General features: G+C 63.6%; 25 protein-coding genes and 1 tRNA gene. 11 read left to right on the top strand and 15 right to left on the bottom strand.

From position 1 onward, the window contains the following. Nucleotides 1-78 precede the first annotated feature (78 nt). Together D3876_RS00430 and D3876_RS00425 are read left to right on the top strand one after the other, a co-directional pair. Nucleotides 79-999: a LysR family transcriptional regulator gene (locus D3876_RS00430; protein WP_119759173.1), complete on the top strand. Its 921-nt coding sequence runs from the start codon at nucleotides 79-81 to the stop codon at nucleotides 997-999. A 102-nt stretch (nucleotides 1,000-1,101) separates the two neighbouring features. Beyond that, nucleotides 1,102-2,091, top strand: coding sequence for an aspartyl protease family protein (locus D3876_RS00425; protein ID WP_182911819.1), 990 nt, complete (start codon nucleotides 1,102-1,104; stop codon nucleotides 2,089-2,091). A 1-nt stretch (nucleotide 2,092) separates the two neighbouring features. Here D3876_RS00425 and rimO read toward each other — a convergent pair whose 3' ends face one another. Next, nucleotides 2,093-3,427, bottom strand: a complete 1,335-nt coding sequence (gene rimO, locus D3876_RS00420) for a 30S ribosomal protein S12 methylthiotransferase RimO (protein ID WP_119759171.1) — start codon at nucleotides 3,425-3,427, stop codon at nucleotides 2,093-2,095. 110 nt (nucleotides 3,428-3,537) lie between these two features. Here rimO and D3876_RS00415 point away from each other — a divergent pair, with 110 nt between their 5' ends. Next, complete coding sequence (locus D3876_RS00415) at nucleotides 3,538-3,939, top strand: DUF1761 domain-containing protein (RefSeq protein ID WP_119759170.1); 402 nt, start codon at nucleotides 3,538-3,540, stop codon at nucleotides 3,937-3,939. Here D3876_RS00415 and D3876_RS00410 read toward each other — a convergent pair. The 3 genes from D3876_RS00410 to serS form a co-directional block, all read right to left on the bottom strand. Beyond that, entirely contained in the window at nucleotides 3,936-4,916 is a 981-nt protein-coding gene (locus D3876_RS00410; protein WP_238475170.1) for a potassium channel family protein, read from the bottom strand. The two genes, D3876_RS00415 and D3876_RS00410, sit on opposite strands and share 4 nt — an antisense overlap. A gap of 125 nt (nucleotides 4,917-5,041) precedes the next feature. Continuing rightward, a complete protein-coding gene (surE, locus tag D3876_RS00405) occupies nucleotides 5,042-5,806 on the bottom strand; it encodes a 5'/3'-nucleotidase SurE (protein WP_119759168.1) in 765 nt (254 codons plus the stop codon). After that, the gene (serS, locus tag D3876_RS00400; RefSeq protein ID WP_119759167.1) at nucleotides 5,806-7,083 is read right to left on the bottom strand and encodes a serine--tRNA ligase; all 1,278 of its coding nucleotides are present in this window, start codon (nucleotides 7,081-7,083) and stop codon (nucleotides 5,806-5,808) included. Before serS ends, surE begins: the two co-directional genes overlap by 1 nt. A gap of 109 nt (nucleotides 7,084-7,192) precedes the next feature. Between serS and D3876_RS00395 the strand changes: the two genes are divergently transcribed. The 4 genes from D3876_RS00395 (at nucleotide 7,193) to D3876_RS00380 (ending at nucleotide 9,998) form a co-directional block, all read left to right on the top strand. Further along, complete coding sequence (locus D3876_RS00395) at nucleotides 7,193-7,633, top strand: host attachment family protein (RefSeq protein WP_119759166.1); 441 nt, start codon at nucleotides 7,193-7,195, stop codon at nucleotides 7,631-7,633. 86 nt (nucleotides 7,634-7,719) lie between these two features. Continuing rightward, entirely contained in the window at nucleotides 7,720-8,238 is a 519-nt protein-coding gene (locus D3876_RS00390) for a hypothetical protein (RefSeq protein WP_182911818.1), read from the top strand. 775 nt (nucleotides 8,239-9,013) lie between these two features. Next, complete coding sequence (gene dksA / locus D3876_RS00385) at nucleotides 9,014-9,478, top strand: RNA polymerase-binding protein DksA (RefSeq protein ID WP_119759165.1); 465 nt, start codon at nucleotides 9,014-9,016, stop codon at nucleotides 9,476-9,478. Nucleotides 9,479-9,614: 136 nt separating this feature from the next. Then, nucleotides 9,615-9,998, top strand: coding sequence for a PilZ domain-containing protein (locus D3876_RS00380; protein ID WP_119759164.1), 384 nt, complete (start codon nucleotides 9,615-9,617; stop codon nucleotides 9,996-9,998). A gap of 36 nt (nucleotides 9,999-10,034) precedes the next feature. Here the strand turns inward: D3876_RS00380 and D3876_RS00375 are convergent, their stop codons facing one another. Next, the gene (locus D3876_RS00375; RefSeq protein ID WP_119759163.1) at nucleotides 10,035-10,190 is read right to left on the bottom strand and encodes a DUF465 domain-containing protein; all 156 of its coding nucleotides are present in this window, start codon (nucleotides 10,188-10,190) and stop codon (nucleotides 10,035-10,037) included. A gap of 182 nt (nucleotides 10,191-10,372) precedes the next feature. Between D3876_RS00375 and D3876_RS00370 the strand changes: the two genes are divergently transcribed. Then, on the top strand, nucleotides 10,373-10,570 hold the full coding sequence (locus D3876_RS00370) for a YdcH family protein (RefSeq protein ID WP_119759162.1): 198 nt from the start codon (nucleotides 10,373-10,375) through the stop codon (nucleotides 10,568-10,570). A gap of 186 nt (nucleotides 10,571-10,756) precedes the next feature. Continuing rightward, complete coding sequence (locus D3876_RS00365; protein WP_119759161.1) at nucleotides 10,757-11,209, top strand: DUF1465 family protein; 453 nt, start codon at nucleotides 10,757-10,759, stop codon at nucleotides 11,207-11,209. A gap of 10 nt (nucleotides 11,210-11,219) precedes the next feature. On the opposite strand, the gene D3876_RS00360 is transcribed toward D3876_RS00365, so the two are convergent. The 8 genes from D3876_RS00360 to D3876_RS00320 form a co-directional block, all read right to left on the bottom strand. Then, nucleotides 11,220-12,191 carry an NAD(P)H-dependent flavin oxidoreductase gene (locus D3876_RS00360; protein ID WP_119759160.1) on the bottom strand — a complete coding sequence of 324 codons (972 nt, stop codon included), beginning with the start codon at nucleotides 12,189-12,191 and terminating at the stop codon, nucleotides 11,220-11,222. 137 nt (nucleotides 12,192-12,328) lie between these two features. Beyond that, nucleotides 12,329-13,237, bottom strand: coding sequence for an MBL fold metallo-hydrolase (locus tag D3876_RS00355; RefSeq protein WP_119759159.1), 909 nt, complete (start codon nucleotides 13,235-13,237; stop codon nucleotides 12,329-12,331). A 404-nt stretch (nucleotides 13,238-13,641) separates the two neighbouring features. Next, nucleotides 13,642-13,717, bottom strand: a tRNA-Lys gene (locus tag D3876_RS00345). Between the two features lie 89 nt (nucleotides 13,718-13,806). Then, nucleotides 13,807-14,919 (bottom strand): rod shape-determining protein RodA, encoded by a 1,113-nt coding sequence (gene rodA / locus D3876_RS00340; protein WP_119759157.1) that lies wholly within the window; start codon nucleotides 14,917-14,919, stop codon nucleotides 13,807-13,809. After that, entirely contained in the window at nucleotides 14,916-16,931 is a 2,016-nt protein-coding gene (mrdA, locus tag D3876_RS00335) for a penicillin-binding protein 2 (RefSeq protein ID WP_119760850.1), read from the bottom strand. Before mrdA ends, rodA begins: the two co-directional genes overlap by 4 nt. A gap of 13 nt (nucleotides 16,932-16,944) precedes the next feature. Beyond that, a complete protein-coding gene (locus tag D3876_RS00330; RefSeq protein WP_119759156.1) occupies nucleotides 16,945-17,457 on the bottom strand; it encodes a rod shape-determining protein MreD in 513 nt (170 codons plus the stop codon). Beyond that, nucleotides 17,454-18,341 carry a rod shape-determining protein MreC gene (locus D3876_RS00325; protein WP_119759155.1) on the bottom strand — a complete coding sequence of 296 codons (888 nt, stop codon included), beginning with the start codon at nucleotides 18,339-18,341 and terminating at the stop codon, nucleotides 17,454-17,456. Before D3876_RS00325 ends, D3876_RS00330 begins: the two co-directional genes overlap by 4 nt. Before the next feature lie 17 nt (nucleotides 18,342-18,358). Then, nucleotides 18,359-19,393 carry a rod shape-determining protein gene (locus tag D3876_RS00320; protein ID WP_182911817.1) on the bottom strand — a complete coding sequence of 345 codons (1,035 nt, stop codon included), beginning with the start codon at nucleotides 19,391-19,393 and terminating at the stop codon, nucleotides 18,359-18,361. 168 nt (nucleotides 19,394-19,561) lie between these two features. Here D3876_RS00320 and mutL point away from each other — a divergent pair, with 168 nt between their 5' ends. Beyond that, the gene (gene mutL, locus D3876_RS00315; RefSeq protein WP_119759153.1) at nucleotides 19,562-21,352 is read left to right on the top strand and encodes a DNA mismatch repair endonuclease MutL; all 1,791 of its coding nucleotides are present in this window, start codon (nucleotides 19,562-19,564) and stop codon (nucleotides 21,350-21,352) included. A 671-nt stretch (nucleotides 21,353-22,023) separates the two neighbouring features. On the opposite strand, the gene D3876_RS00310 is transcribed toward mutL, so the two are convergent. Continuing rightward, nucleotides 22,024-22,257 (bottom strand): hypothetical protein, encoded by a 234-nt coding sequence (locus D3876_RS00310; protein WP_119759152.1) that lies wholly within the window; start codon nucleotides 22,255-22,257, stop codon nucleotides 22,024-22,026. Between the two features lie 114 nt (nucleotides 22,258-22,371). After that, nucleotides 22,372-22,599, bottom strand: a complete 228-nt coding sequence (locus D3876_RS00305) for a hypothetical protein (protein ID WP_119759151.1) — start codon at nucleotides 22,597-22,599, stop codon at nucleotides 22,372-22,374. Nucleotides 22,600-22,745: 146 nt separating this feature from the next. Between D3876_RS00305 and D3876_RS00300 the strand changes: the two genes are divergently transcribed. Beyond that, nucleotides 22,746-23,060: an acylphosphatase gene (locus D3876_RS00300; RefSeq protein ID WP_238475169.1), complete on the top strand. Its 315-nt coding sequence runs from the start codon at nucleotides 22,746-22,748 to the stop codon at nucleotides 23,058-23,060. The last annotated feature ends 21 nt before the right edge of the window (nucleotides 23,061-23,081 follow it).

Raw genomic sequence — 23,081 nt, 5'->3', positions numbered from 1 at the left:
ACGCCTTAATACCTGTTCCGGCGAGTCGAGACGAACAACGATGTTGCGCACCCGTTCTGCAAAAGTGCAGAATAGGCCATGCTCGACTGGAACGACCTTCGCTATTTTCTCGCGGTTGCGCGGACAGGCAGCACGCTTGCGGCGGGGCGTGCGCTGCGCGTGAGCCAGACCACAGCGGCCAGGCGCGTCGCCGCGCTGGAGCAGACGGTCGGCTTGCCGCTCTTCGAGCGCCGACAGACCGGTTATTTTCTGACCCCCGCGGGCGAAGCCCTGGTCGAGCGGGCAGAGGCCGTCGAGGCGGCCGCGAACGCCTTTACCGATTCGGCTGGCTCACAGGGACGCGAAGTCACTGGAACGGTGCGCCTGACCGCGCAGGAAATCCACGCGGTTACAGTGCTCGCGCCGATACTGCGCGATCTGCACGAGGCGAATCCGGCGATCCGGATCGAGCTTGATACGTCAGATGCGATGCTCGATCTTGCCGCAGGCGCTGCCGATGTTGCGTTGCGCAGCGTCGAGCGGCCGGAGGGGGGCGGTCTTGTCGGTCGACGGATTACCATCGACGACTGGGCCATTTATTGCAGCCGCGACTATGCGGCCGCGCATGGCAGGCCGCGGCGGCGAAGGGAACTGGCCGGCCACCCCTTTATCGGCGGGGGTGGAGCGGGCGTCTGGAAGATTTATCGCGCCTGGCTTGAGGAAAACGGCCTTGTAGACGCAATTGCGATGCATCACGATTCGCCGACCGGCCTGCTTTCGGCGGTTCGCTCGGGCATTGGCCTCGCGGTGCTCCCCTGCTTTGTCGCCGATACCGACCCCGATCTTGTCCGATGCCTTCCGCCGACGCATGGCAAGGAACGCGGCATTTGGCTGCTCACACACGAAAGGGTGCGCCACACGCCGCGCGTGCGTGTAGTCATCGACTTTCTTGCCGAACGTCTTGCAGGGCTGGCGCAGGCGCAGCAACGGGGTGTCATCATGCCGCCAGGCGCCGAGTAAGGCGCGGACCACCAGATCCAGCATCAGCTTGGGGCGCAGAGCAATTCGCGCTATACTCGGCAGGCGCCGGCAATGTCGGCCGGTCGCGGCTGGAGAGGCGACATGGCCGCATTCAAGCGGCTTCCCATTGGGGCGATTATCGGTGCCGGGCTGCTATTGCTTGCGCCAATCGCGCCCGCCCGTCCGGATGAAGCCAACACGCCACCGGTTGCCCCGGGAGCCGCAGAGATGCTCGAACCAGCGTCGAGCATCATCGATATGGGAATCAACGACACCGACCGGATGACGGTGGCGATCCATATCGCAGAGCGGGGTCCTTATGCCTTCATACTCGATACCGCGGCGACGCGCACCGTGATCTCACGCGAGCTGGCGAACACGCTTGCGCTCAAGCCTGCGGGAAACGTGCGGCTCATCACGCTGACCGGCGGTGGCAATGCCTCGATGGTCCATATCCAGGGTCTGCGATTCAGGCCCGGCAAGACGCATGACATACAGGCGCTTGCGTTGGGCGGTACGCACATCGGCGCACACGGCATCCTGGGCATAGATACCTTGCAAAATCAGCGCGTTGTGCTGGACTTTCGCGCACGCACGCTTGCCGTCAGCGAGGCGAAGCGCGGCCAATCGGTTCGGCCCGGTCCCGACGAAATCGTTGTGACCGCACGCCGCAAGCTGGGCCAATTGATCCTCGCGGATTCGACGATCGACGGTGAGAAGATTGACGTCATCGTCGATACGGGCACGCAGATTAGCCTGGGCAACGAAGCCTTGCGTCGCCGCCTGCTGAAGTCGGGCAGCCGTTATGCCGTGACCCCCATATCGCTGATCGGCGTGACCGGCGATGTACTCAATGCGGACTATACACGGGTCGACCAGCTCCGCATCGGGCGCGTGGCGCTGCACGGCATGCCGATCGCCTTTGGTGATGCCTATGCGTTTCGCAAGCTCAAGCTACGCAAGCCCGCGCTGTTGCTCGGGATGGATGCGCTGCGGATGTTCACGCGCGTGACTGTCGATTTCCCCAATCGCAGAGCCAGCTTCGTGCTGCCGGAGGAAGCGGCCAGCGCGCCGCCCCGTATCGGACGCTGAGTTAGGAGGCGACGGGGGCGCCGAACAGATCATGCTCGTCGGCGTCCTCGATCTCGACGTGCACGATGTTGCCGGGTACGAGCCCTTCGGCGTCACGGAGATGGACCTGACCGTCGATCTCGGGCGCATCGGCCTTCGACCGGCCCGAGGCGCCGCCTTCCTCGTCGACCTCGTCGATGATGACGTCGAGCGTGCGGCCGACCTTTGCGGCGAGCTTATCGGCGGAGATGCGCGCGGTCAGTTCCATCAGCCGAGCGTAGCGCTCTTCCTTGACCTCTTCGGGAACGGGGTCGGGAAGATCGTTGGCGGCGGCACCCTGCACGGGCTCGAAGCGGAAGGCGCCGACGCGGTCGAGCCGCGCTTCCTCAAGCCAGTCCATCAGATATTGGAAATCCTTCTCGGTCTCGCCGGGGAAGCCCACGACGAAGGTCGAGCGGATCGCAATGTCCGGCGCGATCTCGCGCCAGTTCTTGATGCGCTGGAGCACCTTGGCTTCGTTGGCGGGGCGCTTCATCGCCTTCAGAACATTGGGTGCCGCGTGCTGGAAGGGGATATCGAGATAGGGGAGCACGAGCCCCTCGGCCATCAGCGGGATTACGTGATCGACATGAGGATAGGGGTAGACATAGTGCAGCCGCACCCATGCGCCGAGCTTGCCGAGCTCGCGCGACAGATCGGTCATGTGGGCGCGCACCTCGCGGCCGTGGAATTCGCGCGGCTGGTGCTTGATGTCGACGCCGTAGGCCGAGGTGTCCTGGCTGATGACGAGCAGTTCCCTGGTGCCCGCGGCGATCAGTTTCTCGGCCTCGCGCAAAATCGCGTCGGGACGGCGGCTGACAAGGTCACCGCGCAGCGACGGGATGATGCAGAAGCTGCAACGGTGGTTGCAACCCTCGGAAATCTTCAGATAACTGTAGTGGCGCGGCGTGAGTTTGAGGCCGCTTTCCGGCACGAGATTGAGGAAGGCGTTGGGCGGCATCGGTGCCGCGTCGTAAACCGCGCCGACCACATCCTCATATTGATGCGCACCGGTGATCGCGAGCACATCGGGGAAGCGGTTGCGGATCGCCTCGGCCTCATTGCCCATACAACCGGTCACGATGACACGGCCATTCTCCGCGATCGCCTCGCCGATCGCCTCGAGGCTTTCTTCCTTCGCGCTGTCCAGAAAGCCGCAGGTGTTGACCAGCACGACGTCGGCGCCCGCATAGTCGGGGGACATTGCATAGCCATCCGAGCGGAGCTTGGTCAGGATGCGTTCGCTGTCGACGAGGTTCTTCGGACAGCCGAGCGAAACCATGCCGATCTTGGGCGGAGTGGGGAGTTCAATTGCCATGGGTGCGGGCGCACATAGGGATTTTGCGCGCAAATGTCATCAGGGCGCTGCAAATGCTTCATTCTGCCCCCGTTCCGATGTAGCTTCGCACCACAAAAGAGGAGGGGCATATGTGGGATTTCAACTGGATCGCGATCGTTCTCGCCGCGCTGTCGGGATTTCTGGTGGGCGGAATCTGGTATGGGCCGCTTTTCCTGAAGCCCTGGCTGGTAGCCGAGGGAAAGACGATGGAGGATGCCAAGACGCATGCGCCGACGGTCTTCGGATTGTCGTTCCTTCTGAACCTTTTCTCGGCCTTCGTCCTGGCGCATGTGTTCAGAACCTATGGCGACCCGGGCCTGGGGCTTTCGGTGATGATCGCGGTCGGGCTGGCGCTCGGCTTCGTGGTGCCGGCTTACGGCGTCAACTATCTCTTCGCGGGGCGTCGATTGGCGCTGTTCCTCATCGACGGCGGCTACTGGATCGTCGTCTATGCGCTGATGGGCGCGGTCTTCGGACTGTTCGCGGGCTAGGCGCTGGCAGTGTCGCCGGGGATGATCTCGACGATCATGTCGCCGGCCTGCAGCGCGGCAGCCTCGGGCTCCCAGAAGCCGATCGGCTGATTGGCGCGGTAGAGCCGGACCGCGAGGCCCGTCTCGACGGCTGACAAGGGCTTGCCGATCTCGGCGGGGGCGACGATGCGTTCGGCGAGCTTCACGCGGCCGTGCGTGCCGGCAAGATCGGCAAGATAGTCGGCAAGATGTGGACCGTGCGTCGAGCCAGCGAGCAGCAGGCCTGAAAAGCTGACCGGATTGATGACCGTGGTGGCGCCCGCTTGCCGCGCCAGAACCTCATTGTCCTCCGCGCGAACGAGCACGCTGATTGGCACGGTCGCCGCAAGGTGCCGCACGGTGAGCACGATCAGGATCGAGGTGTCGTCGCGCCCTGCGGAGACGATCACCGAACGCGCGCGACCGATCTTGACGTTCTCAAGTGTCTTGTCACGTGTCGCATCCGCCTCGATTACTGAGCAGCCGACCGCCTCGGCGCGTTCGAGCGCTGCGGGCGACGTGTCGATCACCACGATCTCCTGGGGCTGCGTACCGCGCGCGACAAGCTCGTCGACTGCCTCCGACCCGCTGATGCCGAATCCGCAGACGACGATGTGATCGTGCAGGTTTCTCTGGATCACTCTCATGCGCCACCTGTCCCATGTTCGCTTGAAGACAAAGTTGTAGGCCGTGCCAAGGAAGATCAGCACGACGAAGATCCGAATCGGCGTAACGATCAGCGCGTCGAACAGCCGCGCGCGTTCGGTAACGGGGGCAATGTCGCCATAGCCCGTCGTCGTGATCGAGATCGCGGTGAAATAGACGACGTCGGTGAAGCTGATCTCGCCGTCATAATTGTCGCGCAGACCCTCGCGGTCGAACCAGTGGACACTGACCGCGATCGCGAGCAGGCCGAGAACGAAAAGCACACGCCATCCGATCGACAGCCACACGGGCATTTGGGAACGCCGCTGGAGCGTCTCGTACCGCAGATCGCGGGCGGATTTTCGCCAAGGCATCCGCGGCTTACCCTGTCATCGCCATGCCGCGAGACTAGCAGCATCGCGCGTTTGCGCCAGTGGGATCAGGAATAGACGGCTTCGAGCGCTGCGAGCGAGGGATCGTGCGTCAGATCGAGCTGAAGCGGGGTGACGGTGATATAACCGTCGGCCACGGCTTCGACGTCGGTAGTGTGGCCGGCCGTTTGGACGCTGCCGCCCAGCCCGAACCAGTAATAGGGAAAACCGCGCGGATCGGTTCCCTCCACGATCTTCATGCGCCCGTAGTCACGAAAGCCCTGCCGGACGATTTTCACGCCCTTGACGACCTCTGCCGCAATGGGCGGGAAGTTGATGTTGATGAGTGTGCGATGGGGCATTTCCCAGTCGAGCAGGGGAGCCAGCACCTTTTCGCCCCAGCTTTCCGCCGCGTCGAAAGGCACCTGCTCACCCGTGCCGTCGCGTGCATAAACCTGGCTCAGCGCGACCGAGCGCAGGCCGGCGAGCGCGCCTTCCATCGCGGCCGAAACGGTCCCCGAATAGGTCACGTCCTCGGCAAGATTCGCGCCGCGATTGACGCCCGAGAGGACGAGGTCGGGCTTGGGACCTTCGATGATCTGCCCCAGCGCCATCAGCACCGCATCAGTCGGCGTGCCGCTTACGGAGAAGCGGCGCTCGTCGTGACGGCGGATGCGCAAGGGACGGGTGAGGGTGAGCGAATGGCCTGCCCCCGATTGCTCCTCCATTGGCGCGACGATCCAGATGTCGTCGGAAAGCGTACGCGCGATCTTTTCCAGCACCTTGAGCCCGGTTGCGTTGATGCCGTCGTCATTGGTGAGGAGAATACGCATCAGGCGGGTCTCAGCTCGGTGACGCCGCCCATATACGGGACGAGGATTTCGGGAATGCGAACCGAACCATCGGCCTGCTGATAATTTTCGAGCACCGCGACCAGCGTGCGCCCGACCGCGAGGCCCGAACCGTTCAAGGTGTGGACGAAGCGCGTGCCCTTGGTCTCGCCCGCTGGGCGGTAGCGCGCGGCCATGCGTCGCGCCTGGAAATCGCCGCAGTTGGAGATGCTGCTGATCTCGCGATAGGTGTTCTGGCCTGGCAGCCAGACTTCAAGATCGTAGGTCTTGCGCGCGCTGAAACCCATGTCGCCGCTGCAGAGCAGCATCTTGCGATAGGGGAGGCCGAGCGCGCGGAGCACGCCTTCGGCCGCAGCGCACATGTGTTCATGTTCGGCGTCCGACTGCTCGGGCGTGGTGACGGCGACGAGTTCGACCTTCTCGAACTGGTGCTGGCGGATCAGGCCGCGCGTATCGCGACCAGCGGCGCCCGCCTCGAGGCGGAAGCAGGGCGTGAGTGCAGTGACTCGGATCGGCAGCGTTTCTTCGTCGAGGATCGATTCGCGGACAAGGTTGGTGAGGCTGACCTCGGCGGTGGGGATGAGCCAGCGTCCGTCGAGCGTACCGAACTGATCGTCGCGGAATTTAGGAAGCTGGCCGGTGCCAAACATCGCCTCGTCGCGCACGAGCAGCGGCGGCGCGATCTCGGCAAAACCCTCGCGCGCCTGATGATCGAGCATGAACTGACCGAGGGCGCGGTTGAGGCGGGCAACGCCGCCGCGCAAGACCGCGAAGCGCGCGCCCGAGATTTTGGCTGCGCTTTCAAAGTCGAGCCCGAGCGCAGGCGCGAAATCGGCATGCTCCTTTGGTTCAAAGTCGAATTCGCGGGGCTCGCCCCAGCGTGCGACCTCGACATTGGCCGCCTCGTCCTCGCCTTCGGGAACTTCGCTCGCAGGAAGGTTGGGAATCGCGGCGAGCAGGCCGTCGAGTTCGTCTCCCAGCGCACGTTCTTCGGTTTCAAGCGCGGGAAGGCGTTCCTTCAACACAGCCACCTCGGCCATCAGCGCCTGCGCTTCGTCTTCCTTCTTCTGCGCCTTGGCTGCGCCGATCGCCTTCGATGCCTCGTTTCGGCGCGCCTGCGCGGTCTGCGCCTCGGTCGTCAGCGCACGGCGCTTTTCGTCGAGCGCGAGCAGTTGGGCCGCGTGCGACGCGATCCCGCGGCGGGCAAGGGCGGCGTCGAAAGCTTTGGGATCGTCCCGGATCAGGCGGATATCGTGCATGTCGCGGCTATGGCGGGCGGCGGCGCGCCATGCAAGAGCGCAACCGCGAAGGCTTCCGTGCGTTCGGTGTCTGGCTTCACTTGCCAGTTCAGCGAAAAGGAGAGCGGATATGCGGATCGCGCATGATGGCCTTGTCGTCGTCGCCGATGGCAACAAAATGATGCTGTTCAAGAACAAGGGCAGCCCGACGGACCTGAACCTCGAACTCGTAAAGCTGCGCGAGCAGGACAACCCGCCCAATCGCGAACAGAAATCGGATGCGCCCGGGCGCGCCTTCTCCAGCGTGGGTCAGGGCCGCAGCGCATATGAGGAGGCCGATTTTCACGCGATCGAGGAAGCGCGCTTCGCCGTGGAGACCGCGGACATGCTGCGGAAGGGTGCGCTCGGCAACGAATTCGACTCGCTCTGGGTCGTGGCGCCTCCGTCCACGCTGGGCGCGCTGCGCAAGCACTATCACAAGGAGGTCGAGAGCCGGCTCAAGGGCGAGATCGCGAAGAACCTGACCGGGCATCCCGTGCCCGAGATCGAGAAGATCCTGATCGAGGCCTGAGCCGAACGTAAAGGAAGGGCGCCGCCCCGGGTCGCATGGGACGGCGCCCCTCAATGGGCCGAGTGTTGGATCAGCCGGCCGTTTTCATGCTCCTGCGACGCATCGCGAGTATCGCGGCGCCTGCGCCGAAGAGGAGGATTGCTGGCGGTGCCGGAACCTCGGTTCCGCTGGATGTGCCGTGCGAGGAACTGCCGTTGGAGCTGCTGCTCGTCGAGGAGCTCGTGCTCGACGAAGTGCTCGAACTCGAGCTGGTTGAGGAACTCGTGCTCGATGAGGTCGAGACGTTGCCACTGCTCGACGTAGACGTGGAAACGTTCCCCGACGACGAAGTGCTGGTCGACGATCCGCCAGTCGAAGTGCTGGTCGACGATCCTCCGCTGGACGTGCTTGTGCTTGATCCGCCCGATCCGCCGGACGACGTGCTCGTGCTGGAGCCGCCCGAACCGCCCGAAGACGTGCTGGTTGATCCGCCCGAGCTGGTCGACGACACGACGATGCTGCCTCCGCTGCTGCTGCCGCCGAAGAATCCGCCTCCGAAGAACCCGCCGCCCCCAAAGCCGCTGCTGCCGCCGATTACTACGGGCGTGCCACCGCTGCCGCCCTGAATGGCGTTGCCCGTCGGCATCGGAATCGGCACCGCGGCAGTCTGGATCTGCGGCGGAGCCGCTGCGAGTTCCGTTGTTGTCGCGCGCATGACGCGCTGAACGGGCTTTTTGGCGTAACGCGGAGCGCGGGTTACCGGCTTCACAGCCGCCCTTTTGACGCTTTTGACGCTCTTGACCACCGCCGGTCGAGGTTTCTCCGCGACATGTACGGCGCCACCACCGATGATCGCCCCGCCGCAAGCGCAGGCACACAGTTTCGCCAAAGCCATCCGTACCGACATGTCGTTCTCTTTTTCTGCCCCAGCCGGGTCAACCGTCCGAACGGATCGGACAGGCGCCAGGCCCATGCCGTTGGTAGAAGCGCCGGTGCGGCGCAGAACAAGGTGATTAACCTTCTTTTCGACAGGCGCGGGGGCCACGAGGCAAGCTCATGGGAAGCAGTTATGGTTACTGTCCCGTTTGAGGGCAGTTCTGACCTTGAAGATTAACAAATTATGCAACGACCATGGTTAACTGTGCACTGTCCCTGGGGCCGGATGTGCAGCCGATTCGGCGGCCAGTGAGCCGCCAGCATTCATCAAACTGCAACATCATGTCGGCTATGGGCAGCGCAGGTTTGCGCCGTGCGGCGGATCTCGGGGGATATACTGATACCGCAAGACGATTCTGCGGCTTGTATGTCTGGGCGCGAGGCGTCTATAGGCGCGGCCGGGGAGATGCGCTTGCGCGGGCAAAAGCCCGGTAAGCCTGTCAGTAAAGTTACGGAGACGGGTAAATGGCGACAGCGTTAACCAAGAATGAGGCGCAAGCCGATCCGGCTCTCCGCGCCCCGACGCTGGATACCGATTATCGACCCTCGGCGGACGAGCCGTTCATGAACGAGCGCCAGCTCGAATATTTCCGGGCGAAGCTGTTAGCCTGGAAGGAGAATATCCTTCGCGAGTCGCGCGACACGCTCAATCAGCTTCAGAATGACTCGCTTCGCGAACCCGACGTGACAGACCGTGCGTCGAGCGAAACCGACTGGTCGATCGAACTCAGGACACGCGATCGGCAGCGCAAACTGATCTCCAAGATAGATGCCGCACTGCGCCGAATCGCCGAGGGCGAATATGGCTATTGCGAGGTGACGGGCGAACCGATCTCGCTTGCGCGGCTCGAGGCGCGCCCCATCGCAACAATGACCGTCGAGGCGCAGGAGCGCCACGAACGCCAGGAAAAAATCTCGCGCGACGAATAGCTTGAAAGAGCACCGATCGAAACAGGCTAGCGCCTTGAGGCATCACGCCTTTTAACGCTTTTCACACCAATGCCCGGTTAAACCGGCGGTACGCGGCGCAGCGTCCGGCTGCGGCGAGATCTGGGGTTTAAAAGACGTGGAGCATGTCGCCAAATTCAACGCCGCCGGCTTGGCGTCGCAGGGGCGTGAAGTCGTGCGCGACAGCCTGTTTCTGGCAGGAATCGTGCATTGTAGCGGTGGCGAGGAACACAAGGTGCGTGTCCGCAACCTTTCGGCAGGCGGGATGATGGCCGAATGTCACGCTGCATTTGCCAAGGGCGATGCGGTCGAGGTGATACTGCGCGGCGTCGGTCGGGTCACGGGTAAGGTGGCATGGAAGACTGAGGACCGTATCGGCGTGGCCTTCGACATGGAGATCGAGCCTGCGGCCGCGCGCCGACCCGTTGGCAGGGGCGCCGCCGCTCCCGATCATGCGAAACCCGCGGGGGATGGACGCCGGCCCGGGTTGCGGACCGGCTGATCCGCGACGCCGGGCGCAGCGCGGCTGCCCGATCGCCTAAATTGCGGCGAGTTCTTCCTTTATCTTGAGCTTTTGCTTCTTGAGTTGCGCCAATATGCCTGAGTCAGGAGAAGGACGGCGACTCTCTTCGGCGATCCGGTGCTCAAGACCGGCGTGCTTTGCTTCCAATGCCGAAAAATGTGCCTGTTCCATCCTTCTGTCTCCTTCTGGCTGGATGTTGCGACACGGGGATTGAAACATGGATTGGCCCCGCTGTCTTCCCCTGATTCGCGGCAATCGGCGGGACGCATCCGGCTTGCGACGATTCGTTGACCAGTAGCGTGGGAACGGCGAGTGTGGCGTAGAACTGCCGGTTCGCACGTGGGAGAGAATGGATGGGCATCGATGACGTCAGGGCAAGGCTGGAGTTGCTCCGGATCGAGCACCGTGACCTCGACAGCGCCATCGGCTCGCTTGCGGACGTCTCTGCTGCCGACCAGCTCCAGCTTGCGCGGCTCAAGAAGCGCAAACTGCGCCTGCGCGACGAGATCGCGGTACTGGAGGACCAGCTTATTCCCGACATTATCGCCTGAACTGATTCAGCCTGAAACGTGCATCAAGGTTTCAAGCATCGGCCGATTTCACGCTTCGACGGAAACACGCGTTGCTCCACCGCAATGATGCGACTCTAGCGCCAATTCGGGACAGGATTGCCATCGTCCGATAACTAACCAGTTTTCCGCGTTCCGTCTGGCCGCCGATTATGTCAGACTCGGCGCATGGAAACGCAAAAGGCAGAATCACGTCTGACACCTCGGCTCGTAGACGCCTTGTACGTCGAGGCGATGCTGCTTGCCGATGAGGCGCGCGCATATTTTGACGAGCACGGCAAGGATGACCGGGAGCAGCTAGCGCCTATGCTGCGCGTCGGATTTTCCTGTGAATCGCTGAAAGTCACTACGCGGTTGATGCATGTCATCGCCTGGCTGCTGACGCGGCGCGCAGTCGAGTCCGGCGAACTGAACGAAACGCAGGGGCGCCATCCCTCGCGTCGACTGGGCCATGCCGTGGAAAGCGACACGACGCTCGTTTCGCAACTGCCTGAAGATGCTCAAGCCCTGATCGTCTCAAGCATCGATCTCTATGACCGCGTCAAGCGGATCGACAGCGGTATGGAGCCGACCGAAAGTCCAGCGCACAGTCTGATGCGACGCTTGCGGGCATCGCTCTGACGCTGAGGATCTATCGGGTTTTTTGTGCGAGTTCGGCCTTGGCGGCCTGATACTCGGCGGCCATCCGATCAACGCGCTCCGCCACGGTTTCGACCCCCTGGACAGCGCCTATGCCCTGACCCGAGCCCCAGATGTCGCGCCATGCCTTCTTGTTCTGATTGTCGCCCGAGCCGAAATTCATCGTCGAGAGATCTCCCTCGGGCAGGTTATCGGGATCGAGCCCGGCGGCGGTTATAGAGCCGCGCAGATAGTTGCCGTGGACACCGGTAAACAGGCTCGAATAAACGATGTCGGCCGCGCGGCCTTCGACGATGCCCTGTTTGTAGGCTGGATCGGCGTTGGCTTCGACCGTCGCGATGAAGGGCGAGCCGATATAGGCAAGATCTGCACCCATTGCCTGCGCGGCAAGGATCGAACGGCCGCTGGCAATCGCACCTGACAGCGCAACCGGGCCATCGAACCATTGGCGGATTTCCTGCACCAGCGCGAACGGCGACAAGCGCCCCGCATGGCCGCCCGCACCTGCGGCTACCGGGATCAGCCCATCGGCGCCCTTCTCGATTGCCTTTCGCGCGAAGCGATCGTCGATAACGTCGTGGAACGTGATTCCGCCCCAGCCATGCACCGCTTGATTAAGGTCTTCGCGCGCGCCGAGCGAGGTGATCACGATCGGCACCTGCCATTTTGCGCAGGTGACGAGATCCTGTTCGAGCCGGTCATTGGATCTGTGAACGATCTGGTTGACCGCAAAGGGCGCGGCCGGACAATCGGGATTGTCGCGGTTCCAGGCAGCAAGCTCCTCGGTGATCCGGTGCAGCCATTCATCGAGCAGCGATTGTGGACGCGCGTTGAGCGCGGGGAACGAGCCGACGATTCCTGCCTTGCACTGCGCGATCACAAGATCGGGGCCGGAAACGATGAACATCGGCGAGGCCATCACGGGCAGCCGCAGGCGATCAAAGAGCGGAGAAGGCAGGGTCATATGCGTTTCATACCGCAACCAAAAGGCCTGTCCAGCGGCAGCGCGCCGCCGCTACGGCACGGGACAAGGATGAGACGCGCGCGGACGCAGGGCGATACCGAATCGCCTGCAGGCGGCCGCCGTGCGGCCGGTCGAGGTCAGGTCTCGGGCGTTGCTGGTGCGATCAGGCTTTCATGGACAAAGCCGATGAACCGGTCCCCGTCGCCTTCATAGCTGGAGGCATAGGGCGCCGCGATCTTCTGCGCCTGGATTTCGGCGAGGGGCAGTCCGGCATCGATCCCCGCCTGCACTTTTTTCGCGACGTCGCGCAGCATCGCGCCATAGGCGGCGAGCACGGAGCGATCGGCAATCGGACCGTGCGCTGGTACGATCTGGGTTTCTGCGTCGGTCATCGCAAGCACCTTGTCCACCGCCGCGATCACGCCTTGCACACTGCCGCCGCTCCCGGTGTCGATGAAGGGGAACATGCCATTGAAGAAAATGTCGCCCATATGCACAGCATTGGCGTTCCTGAAGAACACGACGGCATCCCCGTCGGTATGGGCGTGCGGGATGTGGATCACGTCAACGGTTTCGCCGTTGATCCGAAGCGTGAGGGCCGCGTCGAAGGTGATCGACGGAAGCGCGACGGGCGGAGCGGGCGGTATTCTAGCATTATAGGCCTTCAGGACCTGCTCGGTGGCCATTCGCGCGCGGACGTTCTCGTGCGCCACAAGGCTGGCGCCGGCTCGACCGAAATAGGCATTCCCGCCGCTATGATCGACATGCCAATGCGTGTTGATCACATACCGAACCGGCGCCGGTGACAGGGCCTTGGCCGCCGCCTGAATCGCGTTGGCGGTGTTGGGATATTGATCGTCGACGAGCAGCACGCCATCCGGCCCTGCCGAAGCGAGGACATTGCCGACATCACCTACCAACACATGAGCGCCCGCGCGCATCGCTTCGAAAACCGGAGGTGAAGCCGGTGCCGTTGCCTGTGCGGCAGCTACGGAAGTGGTGGCATGAAGCACGATGAGCGTGGCGATCCGGACGATCACGGGCATGTCTCCTCATTGAGCATGTCCGGAATCGTAGCGGCGTGGCGCGATATCAGCCACAATTCTAGCTGCACGCTTTCGTGTAGCGCAGACAGGGACGATCGCTGTCTATCGCGTCGACAGGCCCCGGCGCAGTCGTCGCGCACCTGCTATGCTGGCACTGGCACGCGCCAGGTAGCGATTTGCCATATCGAGATGGACGCTGCGCGCAGCAGGGTGCGTCGCGCATGCGGCGGCGATCCGCTCCTCGCGTTCGCGGCGCAGAAAATAGTCACTGTCGTCCGACGGTACCATTAGCGTTCCCCCGGTTGGCAGTCATTGCGATAGCGCAATCGTCGTTTCAGGACGCTGACATTCGTCAATCGGCACACGCCGAACTGCCAAGCCCGGATGGTTCTGATAGGAAAGGGTGGTGGACGCACTAGGGCTCGAACCTAGGACCCGCTGATTAAGAGTCAGCTGCTCTACCAACTGAGCTATGCGTCCACACTGGCCTTGAGAACCGGCCGCCCGATGGGCTGCGCGATCAAGAGGTGAGCCCCCTAGCAGCGGATTCGCGGCCTTGCAAACCCTATTTAATCAAAATTCGACCGGCGCTGCGAACTGCGTTCGATCGACATCATGATGCCGATGCAGATCATCACCGTCATCATTGCCGAACCGCCGAACGAAAAGAGCGGCAATGGGATGCCAACGACCGGGGCAAGGCCCATCACCATCATCAGGTTGATCGCCACATAGAAGAAGATCGTCGTCGCGAGCGCCGCTGCGGTGAGGCGCGCGAAGCGCGACTGCGCGCGCTGTCCGACGCGAAGCCCCCAGCGCACGAGCATGATGAACGCGACGATGATGAACAGGCCGCCCATCAGCCCCCATTCTTCAGCCATCGTCGCGAAGACGAAGTCGGTATGTCCCTCGGGCAAATAGTCGAGATGGCTCTGGCTGCCGTTGAGAAACCCTTTGCCGAAGATGCCGCCCGATCCGATCGCAATCTTGGACTGGCTGATGTGATATCCCGCGCCCAACGGATCGCTTTCGGGGTCGAGGAAGATCAGGACGCGATTCTGCTGATATTCGTGAAGCATCGAAAAGGCGATCGGGACCGCGGCGGCCAGCGCGAGCCCGCCGCCGATGAAGATCCACAGCGGAAGTCCGGCGAGGAACATGACGGTGAGCCCGCCGGCGGCGATCATCAGCGACGTGCCGAGATCGGGCTGAATCATCACCAGCACCAGGGGCACGCCGATCGCAAGCGCGGGCGGCCACATCGCCGACCAGCTCCGGATCTGGCCGACTGGAAGCAGATCGTAATAGCGTGCGAGCGCAAGCACGATCGCGAGTTTCATCATCTCGGACGGCTGGATCCTGATGAATCCGAGGTCGAGCCAGCGCTGGCTGCCGCCGCCGACAAAGCCGAGCATCTCGACGAGGATCAGCAGTATCAGCACGCCTATGTAGAGCGGGAAGGCGGCCGCCTTCCAGGCGCGTTCGGGCACGCGCGCGAGCACGAGCGCCATGACGAAGAACATGCAGAAGCGAAGCCCCTGCGAAAACGCCCAGGGCTTGAGATGCCCGCCCGCGGCCGAATAAAGCACGATCAGACCGAAGCCGGTTATGCCGAGGACCAGCAGCAACAGCTTCCAGGGCAACCGCGCGAGCGGGGCCGGGACGAGTGAATTGCCGGTCATTCTGCTTCCTCGGCAGGCGCGGCGGTACTGGCGGGACGCGACGCCGCAGCATTGCTCGCGTTGGACGCGTTGGCGACCACCGCCTCGGCCTGTGCCGTGGCGATCGCGGGATTGGCGGCGGCTTCGCGCGCGGCCTTGTAGCGCGTCGCATCGGCGGCCATGCGCGTCGCGATGTCTCCGCCCCATTCCTTCTCAAAGGCTTCGAGCTTGGCCATCGCCTTGGCAGGATCGAACAGATACAGCAGCGTATCGCTCGCCACGGGCGCTGCCGCGCCGGAACCCGACATGCCGTGTTCTATAACGACGGCCGTGGCGTAGCGCGGATTGTCGACCGGTGCGAAGCCCACAAACAGTCCGTGATCGCGAAACTTCCAGGGAATACCGAGGCCGCGGCGTGCGCCGCCCTTGAAGTTGCGCACCTGCGCGGTCCCCGTCTTCCCGCCCATGCGTATCCCTTCGAGCGGCAGGCGGCTCCGTCCGGCAGTGCCGGCACCGTTGACCACCTCGTCCATCCCCGAGCGGATATTGGCGACGTACTCGGGCGAATAGGGAAGTGGCGGCGCGGGCTTTCCGCTACCGCCCGCCATCAGCCGCGGCACGAGCATGCGTCCTGAAGCGACGCGCGACGCCATCACAGCGAGCTGGAGCGGACTCACCTGAAGATAGCCTTGCCCGATCGAGGTGTTGAGCGTGTCCGACACGCTCCAGTTCTGCTTGTATCGCCGCTGCTTCCAGGCAGGATCGGGCACCGTCCCATATTTCTGCGAGGGCATGGGAAGCGTATATTCGGCGCCAAGTCCCAGAGCGCGCGCCGCTTCTGCGATCCCGTCGATCCCGGCGCGGCGTCCCATGGTGTAGAAATAGGTATTGCAGCTCTTCGCGATGGCGCGGTGCAGGTTCATCGCGCCATGACGGCCAAGGCAGGCAAAGCGGCGATTGCCGAGTTGGTAGCCGCCGCCGCAATGAACGATTTCCTCCGGATCGATGCCCGCCTGCTGAAGCGCCAGCGCGGTGATCGGCTTGAAGGTCGATCCGGGAGGGTAAAGGCCCTGCATTGTCTTGTTCATCAGCGGAACGCGCTCATCCTCTGACAGCATGCCCCATTCGGCATGGCTGATGCCGTCCGAGAAACTGTTGGGATCGTAACAGGGCATCGAGGCCATCGCGAGAATGTCGCCATTTGTGCAGTCGATGACGACACACGCGCCTGATTGGGTGCCGATGCGTCGGGCGGCAAACGCCTGAAGTCCGGCATCGATCGTCAGCTTGACCGGGTGTCCGGGAACATCAGGGCGTGTTGCAAGTTCGCGCACCAGCTTGCCGCGCGCGGTAACCTCGGTACGCTTGGCGCCGGGCTGGCCGCGCATGCGCTCGTCGAGCATTTTCTCGACGCAGTCCTTGCCCACCTTGAAACCGGGGGTGATGAGCAGCGGGTCCTTCGACTTCTCATAATCCTTGGCAGACGCCGCGCCCACATAACCGACAAGATGACCAACTGCGGCACCATCCGGATAGAAACGCGAATATCCGCGCGCTGGGGCTGCGCCAGGCAGGTCGGGCAGGCGTACGCTGATCGCGGCATATTGATCATAGGTCAGCCCGGCGGCGACCTGCACCGGCTGGAAGCCTGCTGCCTTTTCGAGGTCTTCCAATATGCGTTCGCGCTGGTCCTGATCGATCGAGAGCAGATTGCCGAGCGCATTCACCACCCGCTCGGGATCAGTGACGCGATCGGGAATCAGATCGACACGAAAATCGGTGCGGTTGATCGCAATCGGCCGGCCATAGCGGTCGACGATCCAGCCGCGGCGCGGCGGGACCAGCGTCAGGTTGACGCGATTGCTTTCTGACATCAGCGCATAGCGCTCATTTTCGGCAATCGAAAGCCAGCCCATGCGCGTAGCCAGCAGCACGCCGATTCCCGCCTGCGCGCCGCCGAGGAAAAGCGTGCGTCGGGTAAAGGACAGCGATTGTTGGGCCTCAGACAGGATCGGGCGCTGGCGGCGTTTCATCAGCCTCGCTTCATCACGATAGACGCCAGCGATCAAGCAGCGCGCAGAAGCGCGCGACCGCTGGGAAAATCAGAACCGACAAAATCATTTGCGGCACGATCTGCAGCACCGTTCCATTGCCTCCGGTGGCGTTGGCGGTCACCAGCCCGCCGATGAGGCACAGGATAGTCGCGGCCGCCGCAATGAGCCAGTCCTGCCAATAATCACGCCACACCATGCGCCGATCGGCCAGGTCGATGCCCAGCAGCGCGAGCGTCCACAGCAGCATCCCGCTGCCGATTGGCTGACCGCTGAAAAGATCGTCGACCAGACCCAGTGGAAGCCCGATCCAGACCGGCCAGAGTTCGGGACGCAGCAGTCGCCAGGCGAGCAACATCAGAAACCCGAAAGGCGGGAGCAAGGGTGTGGTTGCGATAATCGGCAGGATGACGGTGGCCGATCCGAGCATTGTGCTGATCACCGGCAGCGTCGTGCCACGCAGCCGCGCTATTCTCTCCTCGCCGTCCGAGCGGATGCGCGGGCTCATTCCGTGCCTTCCTCCGGTGGAGCGACCGGGGCGTTGGCGACGATGGGCACGAATACGGGAAGGACGACGGCATAGTCGAGTTTGGCGGGGTTCGCGAGCGGGCGCGCCATCGCGCCGTCGCCCGAGGCGGTGATTGCGATCGCCACCGGAATCTTCGGAGGATAGACACCGCCGGTGCCTGAGGTGATGAACACATCTCCGGGTTTGAAGACGTTGCCCGTGGCAGTGAGCGCGCGGATGTCGATCGAGCCATCGCCATTGCCGGTTGCGATTGCGGGCAGTCCGTCGGTCACACGAATGACGGGAACGACATTGCCGGTGTCGGTGATGAGCTGCACGCGTGCGGTGCCACGCCCGATTTCTATTACGCGGCCGACAAGCCCGTCGGGGCCGCGCACGGGTTGGCCGGTGGTAACGCCATGAACGCTCCCGGCGTTCAACATTGCGAAACGCCGCGAACTCGATGCCGAGGAACTCGTCAGGCGCGCCGCGACGATCGCCGAGGAGTCCGCCTCGGCAATGCCGAGCAACCGCTTCAGACGACGGTTTTCATATTCCGTCGCGCGCGCCTCGATCAGCTTGCGGCGCGCGATCGTGAGCTCCTCGCGCAGCGCGGCGTTCTTCGATCCGGCGTCGAAATATTCCAGCACTGCGGTGCCGCTCGCCCCTGTCGCGCGCACGCTCGAGCGCAGTGCGCTCGACACCGGGCTGGTGACGTCGCTGATCAACGCCCGGATCGCATTATGGCCCGCGGGGTCGACCCAGGCGGTGACGATCAGCAACAGGCCGAGCAATGCGCCGAGCACTGCGACGACATAGCCCGCGAACAGGCCATATTGGGCACGGCGCGAAAAGCCGGGGCGCCGATTTTTGGGCGGCGCCATACGCGCTTACGCCCCGATCAGGCGGTGAGCAGCACGCCGCGGAAGATAGGATCTTCCAGCGCGCGGCCCGTCCCCAAGGCGACGCAGGTCAGCGGATCGTCGGCAACCGTGACCGGCAGCCCAGTCTCGTCGCGCAGCACTTCGTCGAGCCCATGCAGCAAGGCGCCGCCGCCGGTGAGCACGATGCCCTGATCGACGATGTCAGCGGCCAGTTCGGGCGCGGTATTTTCAAGCGCGATGCGAACGCCCTCGACGATCGTGCCGACGGGCTCCGAAAGTGCCTCGGCGATCTGGCCCTGGTTGATCGTAATCTCCTTGGGCACGCCGTTGACGAGGTCGCGGCCCTTGATGTGGATCGTCTTGCCGACGCCGTCGAGCGGCATCTTGGCGACGCCAACCTCCTGCTTGATGCGTTCGGCGGTGGCTTCGCCGATCAGCAGATTGTGGTTGCGGCGGACATAGGAGACGATCGATTCGTCCATCTTGTCGCCACCCACGCGCACCGAAGTGGTATAGGCAAGGCCGCGCAGCGAGAGCACCGCAACCTCGGTCGTGCCGCCGCCGATATCGACGACCATCGAACCGATCGGCTCGGTCACGGGCATGTCGGCGCCGATCGCGGCCGCCATTGGCTCCTCGATCAGCCACACCTGCGACGCGCCCGCATTCGATGCGGCGTCACGGATTGCGCGGCGTTCGACCGAGGTCGAACCCGAGGGGACGCAGATCACGATTTCGGGGAAGCGCCAGGGCCGGCTCTTGCCACCATGCACCTTGTGGATGAAGTGCTTGATCATCTGTTCTGCGACATCGATGTCGGCGATCACGCCGTCACGCAAGGGACGGATCGCCTCGATGCTGCCAGGCGTCTTGCCCATCATCAGCTTGGCGTCGTCGCCGACTGCCTTGACCTTCTTGACGCCATTGATCGTCTCGATCGCGACCACCGAGGGTTCGTTGAGAACGATGCCGCGCCCGCGCAGATACACGACGGTGTTGGCGGTCCCCAGATCGATTGCCATGTCGTGGGACATGAACTTCAAGAATTTCATGTGGCGCGATAAGAACATGTATTGCCCGTCCAGACTGTTCAGTGTGGCGCGCGACCGAAGCCGGGCCGGTATAAGGGTCCGCTGCGGCGCCTTCAGATGTCTGCAAGCACCAATTTTTTTGTCAACGCCGGGTCGCGGGATGCCGTCGCTTGGGCTAGACGAAGCCCCATGTCAATACGCCGCCTCCCCGAGCATCTTGTCAACAGAATTGCCGCAGGCGAAGTCGTTGAAAGGCCGGCAAGCGCGCTGAAAGAACTTGTCGAGAACGCAATCGACGCAGGCGCGACGCGAATCGCGATCAAACTGGCGGGCGGCGGGATCGATCTCATCGAGGTCAGCGACGATGGATGCGGCATGGATCGCGACGAAATGGGCCTCGCGCTCGAACGTCATGCCACGTCGAAGCTGCCCGATGACGCGCTCGAAGCGGTTTCGACGCTTGGCTTCCGCGGTGAGGCGCTTCCTTCGATCGCGAGCGTCGCGCGATTCACGCTGGAAAGCCGCGTGCGGGGTGCGGATGGGTGGCAGCGTGTCGTCGACAATGGTCGCCTTGAGAGCGAAGGGCCGGCAGCGCTGCCGCCGGGCACGCGGATCCGCGTCGAGCGGTTGTTCGAGAAGGTGCCCGCACGCCGGAAATTCCTGCGCTCGGGCCGCGCCGAATATGCCGCCTGCGTCGATGTCGTCCGCAGGCTTGCGATGGCCCGGCCCGACATCTCCTTTTCGCTAGAGCATGAAGGGCGGCGCGCGCTGGGCGTCCAGGGCGGCGAAACTGGCCCCGATCGCGTCGCAGCGCTGACCGATCGCGCGCTGGCCGAAAACAGCGTCGGCATCGATTTCGAACGTGAGGGCGTAAGGCTTGGCGGGGTGGCGGGACTGCCCACGTTCAACCGCGGCGTCGCCGATCACCAGTATCTGTTCGTCAACGGCCGGCCGGTCAAGGACCGGTTGCTCGCGGGCGCGGTGCGCGGCGCCTATGCCGATGTGCTCGCGCGCGACCGGCACCCGGTGGTCGCGCTGTTCCTTGAGGTTCCGTCCGATGCGGTCGATGTCAACGTCCATCCCGCGAAAACGGAGGTGCGCTTCCGCGATCCCGCACTGATCCGTGGCATGATCGTGAGCGGGCTCAGGCGCGCGCTCGACGAGGCGGGGCACCGAAGCGTGCAGCGCGCCGATCCTGTCGCGCTTGGCAATTGGCAAAGCGAGCCATTGGCAACCGCCGCCGAGCTTGCGCTTGGCGCGCTCGCAGACACGGGCGGGAGCGATATGCCGATGCCCGCCTCTCGGCAGTCTACGGTGTGGGATCGGAAGCCGGGCTTCACCATGCCCCCGCCGATGGCGCGCGCCGAACCCGCCTGGGCGCCGCCGCCGGAGACGGTCAGCTATCCGCTGGGCGTCGCACGCGGGCAGGTGGCCAAGACATATATCGTCGCCGAGGCGCAGGACGGGCTCGTCATCGTCGATCAGCATGCCGCGCATGAAAGGCTGGTGCTCGAGCGGATGCGCCGCGCGATGGATGGGGGCGGCGTCGCGCGTCAGGCGCTTCTGCTTCCCGAGGTGGTCGAGCTCGACGAAAGCGCGTGCGACAGACTGGAGACGCGTACCGCCGAACTGGTCGAGTTCGGGCTTGAACTCGAACGCTTTGGTCCCGCGGCGATGCTCGTCCGCGCCACCCCCGCGATGCTCGGCAATGGCGACGTCAAGGCGCTCGTCACCGATCTCGCCGACGAGCTTGCCGCCTATGATGAGACGCTGTCGCTCAAGGAACGGCTCGATCATGTGGCGGCGACGATGGCGTGTCACGGCTCGGTGCGCGCGGGACGCGTGCTGTCGGTCGCCGAGATGAACGCGCTGCTGCGCGAAATGGAGATCACCCCGCATTCGGGCCAGTGCAACCACGGCCGCCCGACCTGGGTCAAGCTGGCGCACGGCGATATCGAGAAGCTGTTCGGGCGGAAGTGAGTGTGCGAGCCTTCTCCCCTCCCTTCAAGGGAGGGGCCGGGGGTGGGTGGCGAGCGGAGCGAGCTATCTTCAGCGCCAATGTTTTGATCGCCTGGCGGCGATGCCCACCCCCTAACCCCTCCCTTGAAGGGAGGGGGAAAAGACAAAAGCGGGGCCATGGCGATATCGAGAAGTTATTGGGCGGAAGTGAGTGTCGCCAACGATCCATTGCAGATGGTCAGCGTGTGCGGCATTCAAACGGGGTATGACTAAAGCTGTTATCGGCCTTCTTTTGACACTCCTCAGTTGCTCTTCCTGTGGTGGCGAGCACGACAAGGGAACACCGCGGAAGGTCAGCATCGGAGTTACCGGCTCGCCCGAGTGCCTGGGTGGCGTCGTCGCCCGCTTGACAGAGCACGACATAGCCTTGGCCCGACATCCCGCTTGGTCCAACGGCGTTGGCACGATGGAAGTTGGTCCGATAGAAGCCCGACAATTTGAGAATGTCGCTGCAATGATCAAATCGTCGGGTTGCGCCAAAAACGTGAAGAGACGAGCTTGCGCCACTCCTTATTCAGACGTGAATGTCTGCTAACCAATGTCTGCTAACCATGGTGTTTTTTCGTGCCTCCACTCTGCTGAGGCTGGCGCACGGCGATAGCGAGAAGCTGCGCCGTCGAACGTGATCGGCGTTATACGAACGCGCCGATGAGGAGCAGCAGAGCGCCGAGCGCCATGAGCCCGAGCCCGGGAAGATCGGCCTTGATGCTCAGCCGCGATCCGCGTCCGCTCGGCTCCAGCGTGTCGGGACGTTTCGTAGCCGTCTGTGATCGGGCTTCGCTAAGGCGACCGCGCTTCATGGTTCGCGTCGCCGCAAGCACCATGCCGCCGAACACCAACAACATGCCGATCCAGATCAGAGCCATGTTAGGGTAACTGCGTGCGCAGGCCATTGTTCCGTGGCGCGCATTTGAGCCATGCCGCAGCGCGCGATGATTGCGATCCACGCTGTCGCGGCGGATAACGCGGATGTCGGCCGCTCAGGGGGTGAAGAGCAGCCTGTCCCAATTGTCGCGAACCGCCCGGCGGCCCGCGAGCGCCTCCTCGTCACCGTTGATCGCTTCGATCGCGGCTGCGGCCTGTTGCGCAAAGCCGCGCCAGTCGCGATCGACGGTGTGCTGCGTCGGAGCAAAATTGTTACGCTCGTAAAAAGCCTGCTCGCATATCGCGCGGGCAACACGCTCGACGGAGGAAACACTACAACGCATGGGCGCGGCATATCGGGCGTTAGTTTGATATGCAACGACGTTGGTCTAAGCGACAGCGTCGCTCGTCGAATTTTCTATACACTGGTGTAAGTTATTGCGAACGTGATGATTTCGCTTGCGATGCGAGAAGAGCGGGCGCAGCCTGTATGCGTCGCACAACGGACGATGAAGCCATGGCCGATTGTAGCACCGCTCGCCGCTTGAGGGTCACAGGGCGCGTTCAGGGCGTGGGTTATCGCGACTGGGCGACCGGCGCGGCGCGATCGCTGGGACTTTCTGGCTGGGTGCGCAACCGCAGCGACGGCAGCGTCGAGGCGCTGGCCTCCGGATCGCAGGAGGCTGTTGAGGCATTCATTGTCGCTTGCCATCAGGGGCCGGCGTTGGCGCGCGTCACCGACGTCGCGGTGCAGGACGCCGAGGCGCCCGCAGAGAGGGGCTTCGTGTTCTTGCCGACGGTGTAGCGCCGCCGCGTTGGGCGGCGC

The organism is Sphingomonas cavernae, assembly GCF_003590775.1.
Classification (GTDB): domain Bacteria; phylum Pseudomonadota; class Alphaproteobacteria; order Sphingomonadales; family Sphingomonadaceae; genus Sphingobium_A; species Sphingobium_A cavernae.
This window is presented reverse-complemented; position numbering and strand designations above follow the sequence as displayed.

Bases quoted from the DNA above. Each gene is read 5' to 3' on its own strand.
- D3876_RS00430 (WP_119759173.1), top strand. From the start codon at position 79: ATGCTCGACTGGAACGACCTTCGCTATTTTCTCGCGGTTGCGCGGACA.
- D3876_RS00425 (WP_182911819.1), top strand. From the start codon at position 1,102: ATGGCCGCATTCAAGCGGCTTCCCATTGGGGCGATTATCGGTGCCGGG.
- rimO (WP_119759171.1), bottom strand. From the start codon at position 3,427: ATGGCAATTGAACTCCCCACTCCGCCCAAGATCGGCATGGTTTCGCTC.
- D3876_RS00415 (WP_119759170.1), top strand. From the start codon at position 3,538: ATGTGGGATTTCAACTGGATCGCGATCGTTCTCGCCGCGCTGTCGGGA.
- D3876_RS00410 (WP_238475170.1), bottom strand. From the start codon at position 4,916: ATGCCCGTGTGGCTGTCGATCGGATGGCGTGTGCTTTTCGTTCTCGGC.
- surE (WP_119759168.1), bottom strand. From the start codon at position 5,806: ATGCGTATTCTCCTCACCAATGACGACGGCATCAACGCAACCGGGCTC.
- serS (WP_119759167.1), bottom strand. From the start codon at position 7,083: ATGCACGATATCCGCCTGATCCGGGACGATCCCAAAGCTTTCGACGCC.
- D3876_RS00395 (WP_119759166.1), top strand. From the start codon at position 7,193: ATGCGGATCGCGCATGATGGCCTTGTCGTCGTCGCCGATGGCAACAAA.
- D3876_RS00390 (WP_182911818.1), top strand. From the start codon at position 7,720: ATGCTCCTGCGACGCATCGCGAGTATCGCGGCGCCTGCGCCGAAGAGG.
- dksA (WP_119759165.1), top strand. From the start codon at position 9,014: ATGGCGACAGCGTTAACCAAGAATGAGGCGCAAGCCGATCCGGCTCTC.
- D3876_RS00375 (WP_119759163.1), bottom strand. From the start codon at position 10,190: ATGGAACAGGCACATTTTTCGGCATTGGAAGCAAAGCACGCCGGTCTT.
- D3876_RS00370 (WP_119759162.1), top strand. From the start codon at position 10,373: ATGGGCATCGATGACGTCAGGGCAAGGCTGGAGTTGCTCCGGATCGAG.
- D3876_RS00365 (WP_119759161.1), top strand. From the start codon at position 10,757: ATGGAAACGCAAAAGGCAGAATCACGTCTGACACCTCGGCTCGTAGAC.
- D3876_RS00360 (WP_119759160.1), bottom strand. From the start codon at position 12,191: ATGACCCTGCCTTCTCCGCTCTTTGATCGCCTGCGGCTGCCCGTGATG.
- D3876_RS00355 (WP_119759159.1), bottom strand. From the start codon at position 13,237: ATGCCCGTGATCGTCCGGATCGCCACGCTCATCGTGCTTCATGCCACC.
- rodA (WP_119759157.1), bottom strand. From the start codon at position 14,919: ATGACCGGCAATTCACTCGTCCCGGCCCCGCTCGCGCGGTTGCCCTGG.
- mrdA (WP_119760850.1), bottom strand. From the start codon at position 16,931: ATGAAACGCCGCCAGCGCCCGATCCTGTCTGAGGCCCAACAATCGCTG.
- D3876_RS00330 (WP_119759156.1), bottom strand. From the start codon at position 17,457: ATGAGCCCGCGCATCCGCTCGGACGGCGAGGAGAGAATAGCGCGGCTG.
- D3876_RS00325 (WP_119759155.1), bottom strand. From the start codon at position 18,341: ATGGCGCCGCCCAAAAATCGGCGCCCCGGCTTTTCGCGCCGTGCCCAA.
- D3876_RS00320 (WP_182911817.1), bottom strand. From the start codon at position 19,393: ATGAAATTCTTGAAGTTCATGTCCCACGACATGGCAATCGATCTGGGG.
- mutL (WP_119759153.1), top strand. From the start codon at position 19,562: ATGTCAATACGCCGCCTCCCCGAGCATCTTGTCAACAGAATTGCCGCA.
- D3876_RS00310 (WP_119759152.1), bottom strand. From the start codon at position 22,257: ATGGCTCTGATCTGGATCGGCATGTTGTTGGTGTTCGGCGGCATGGTG.
- D3876_RS00305 (WP_119759151.1), bottom strand. From the start codon at position 22,599: ATGCGTTGTAGTGTTTCCTCCGTCGAGCGTGTTGCCCGCGCGATATGC.
- D3876_RS00300 (WP_238475169.1), top strand. From the start codon at position 22,746: ATGCGTCGCACAACGGACGATGAAGCCATGGCCGATTGTAGCACCGCT.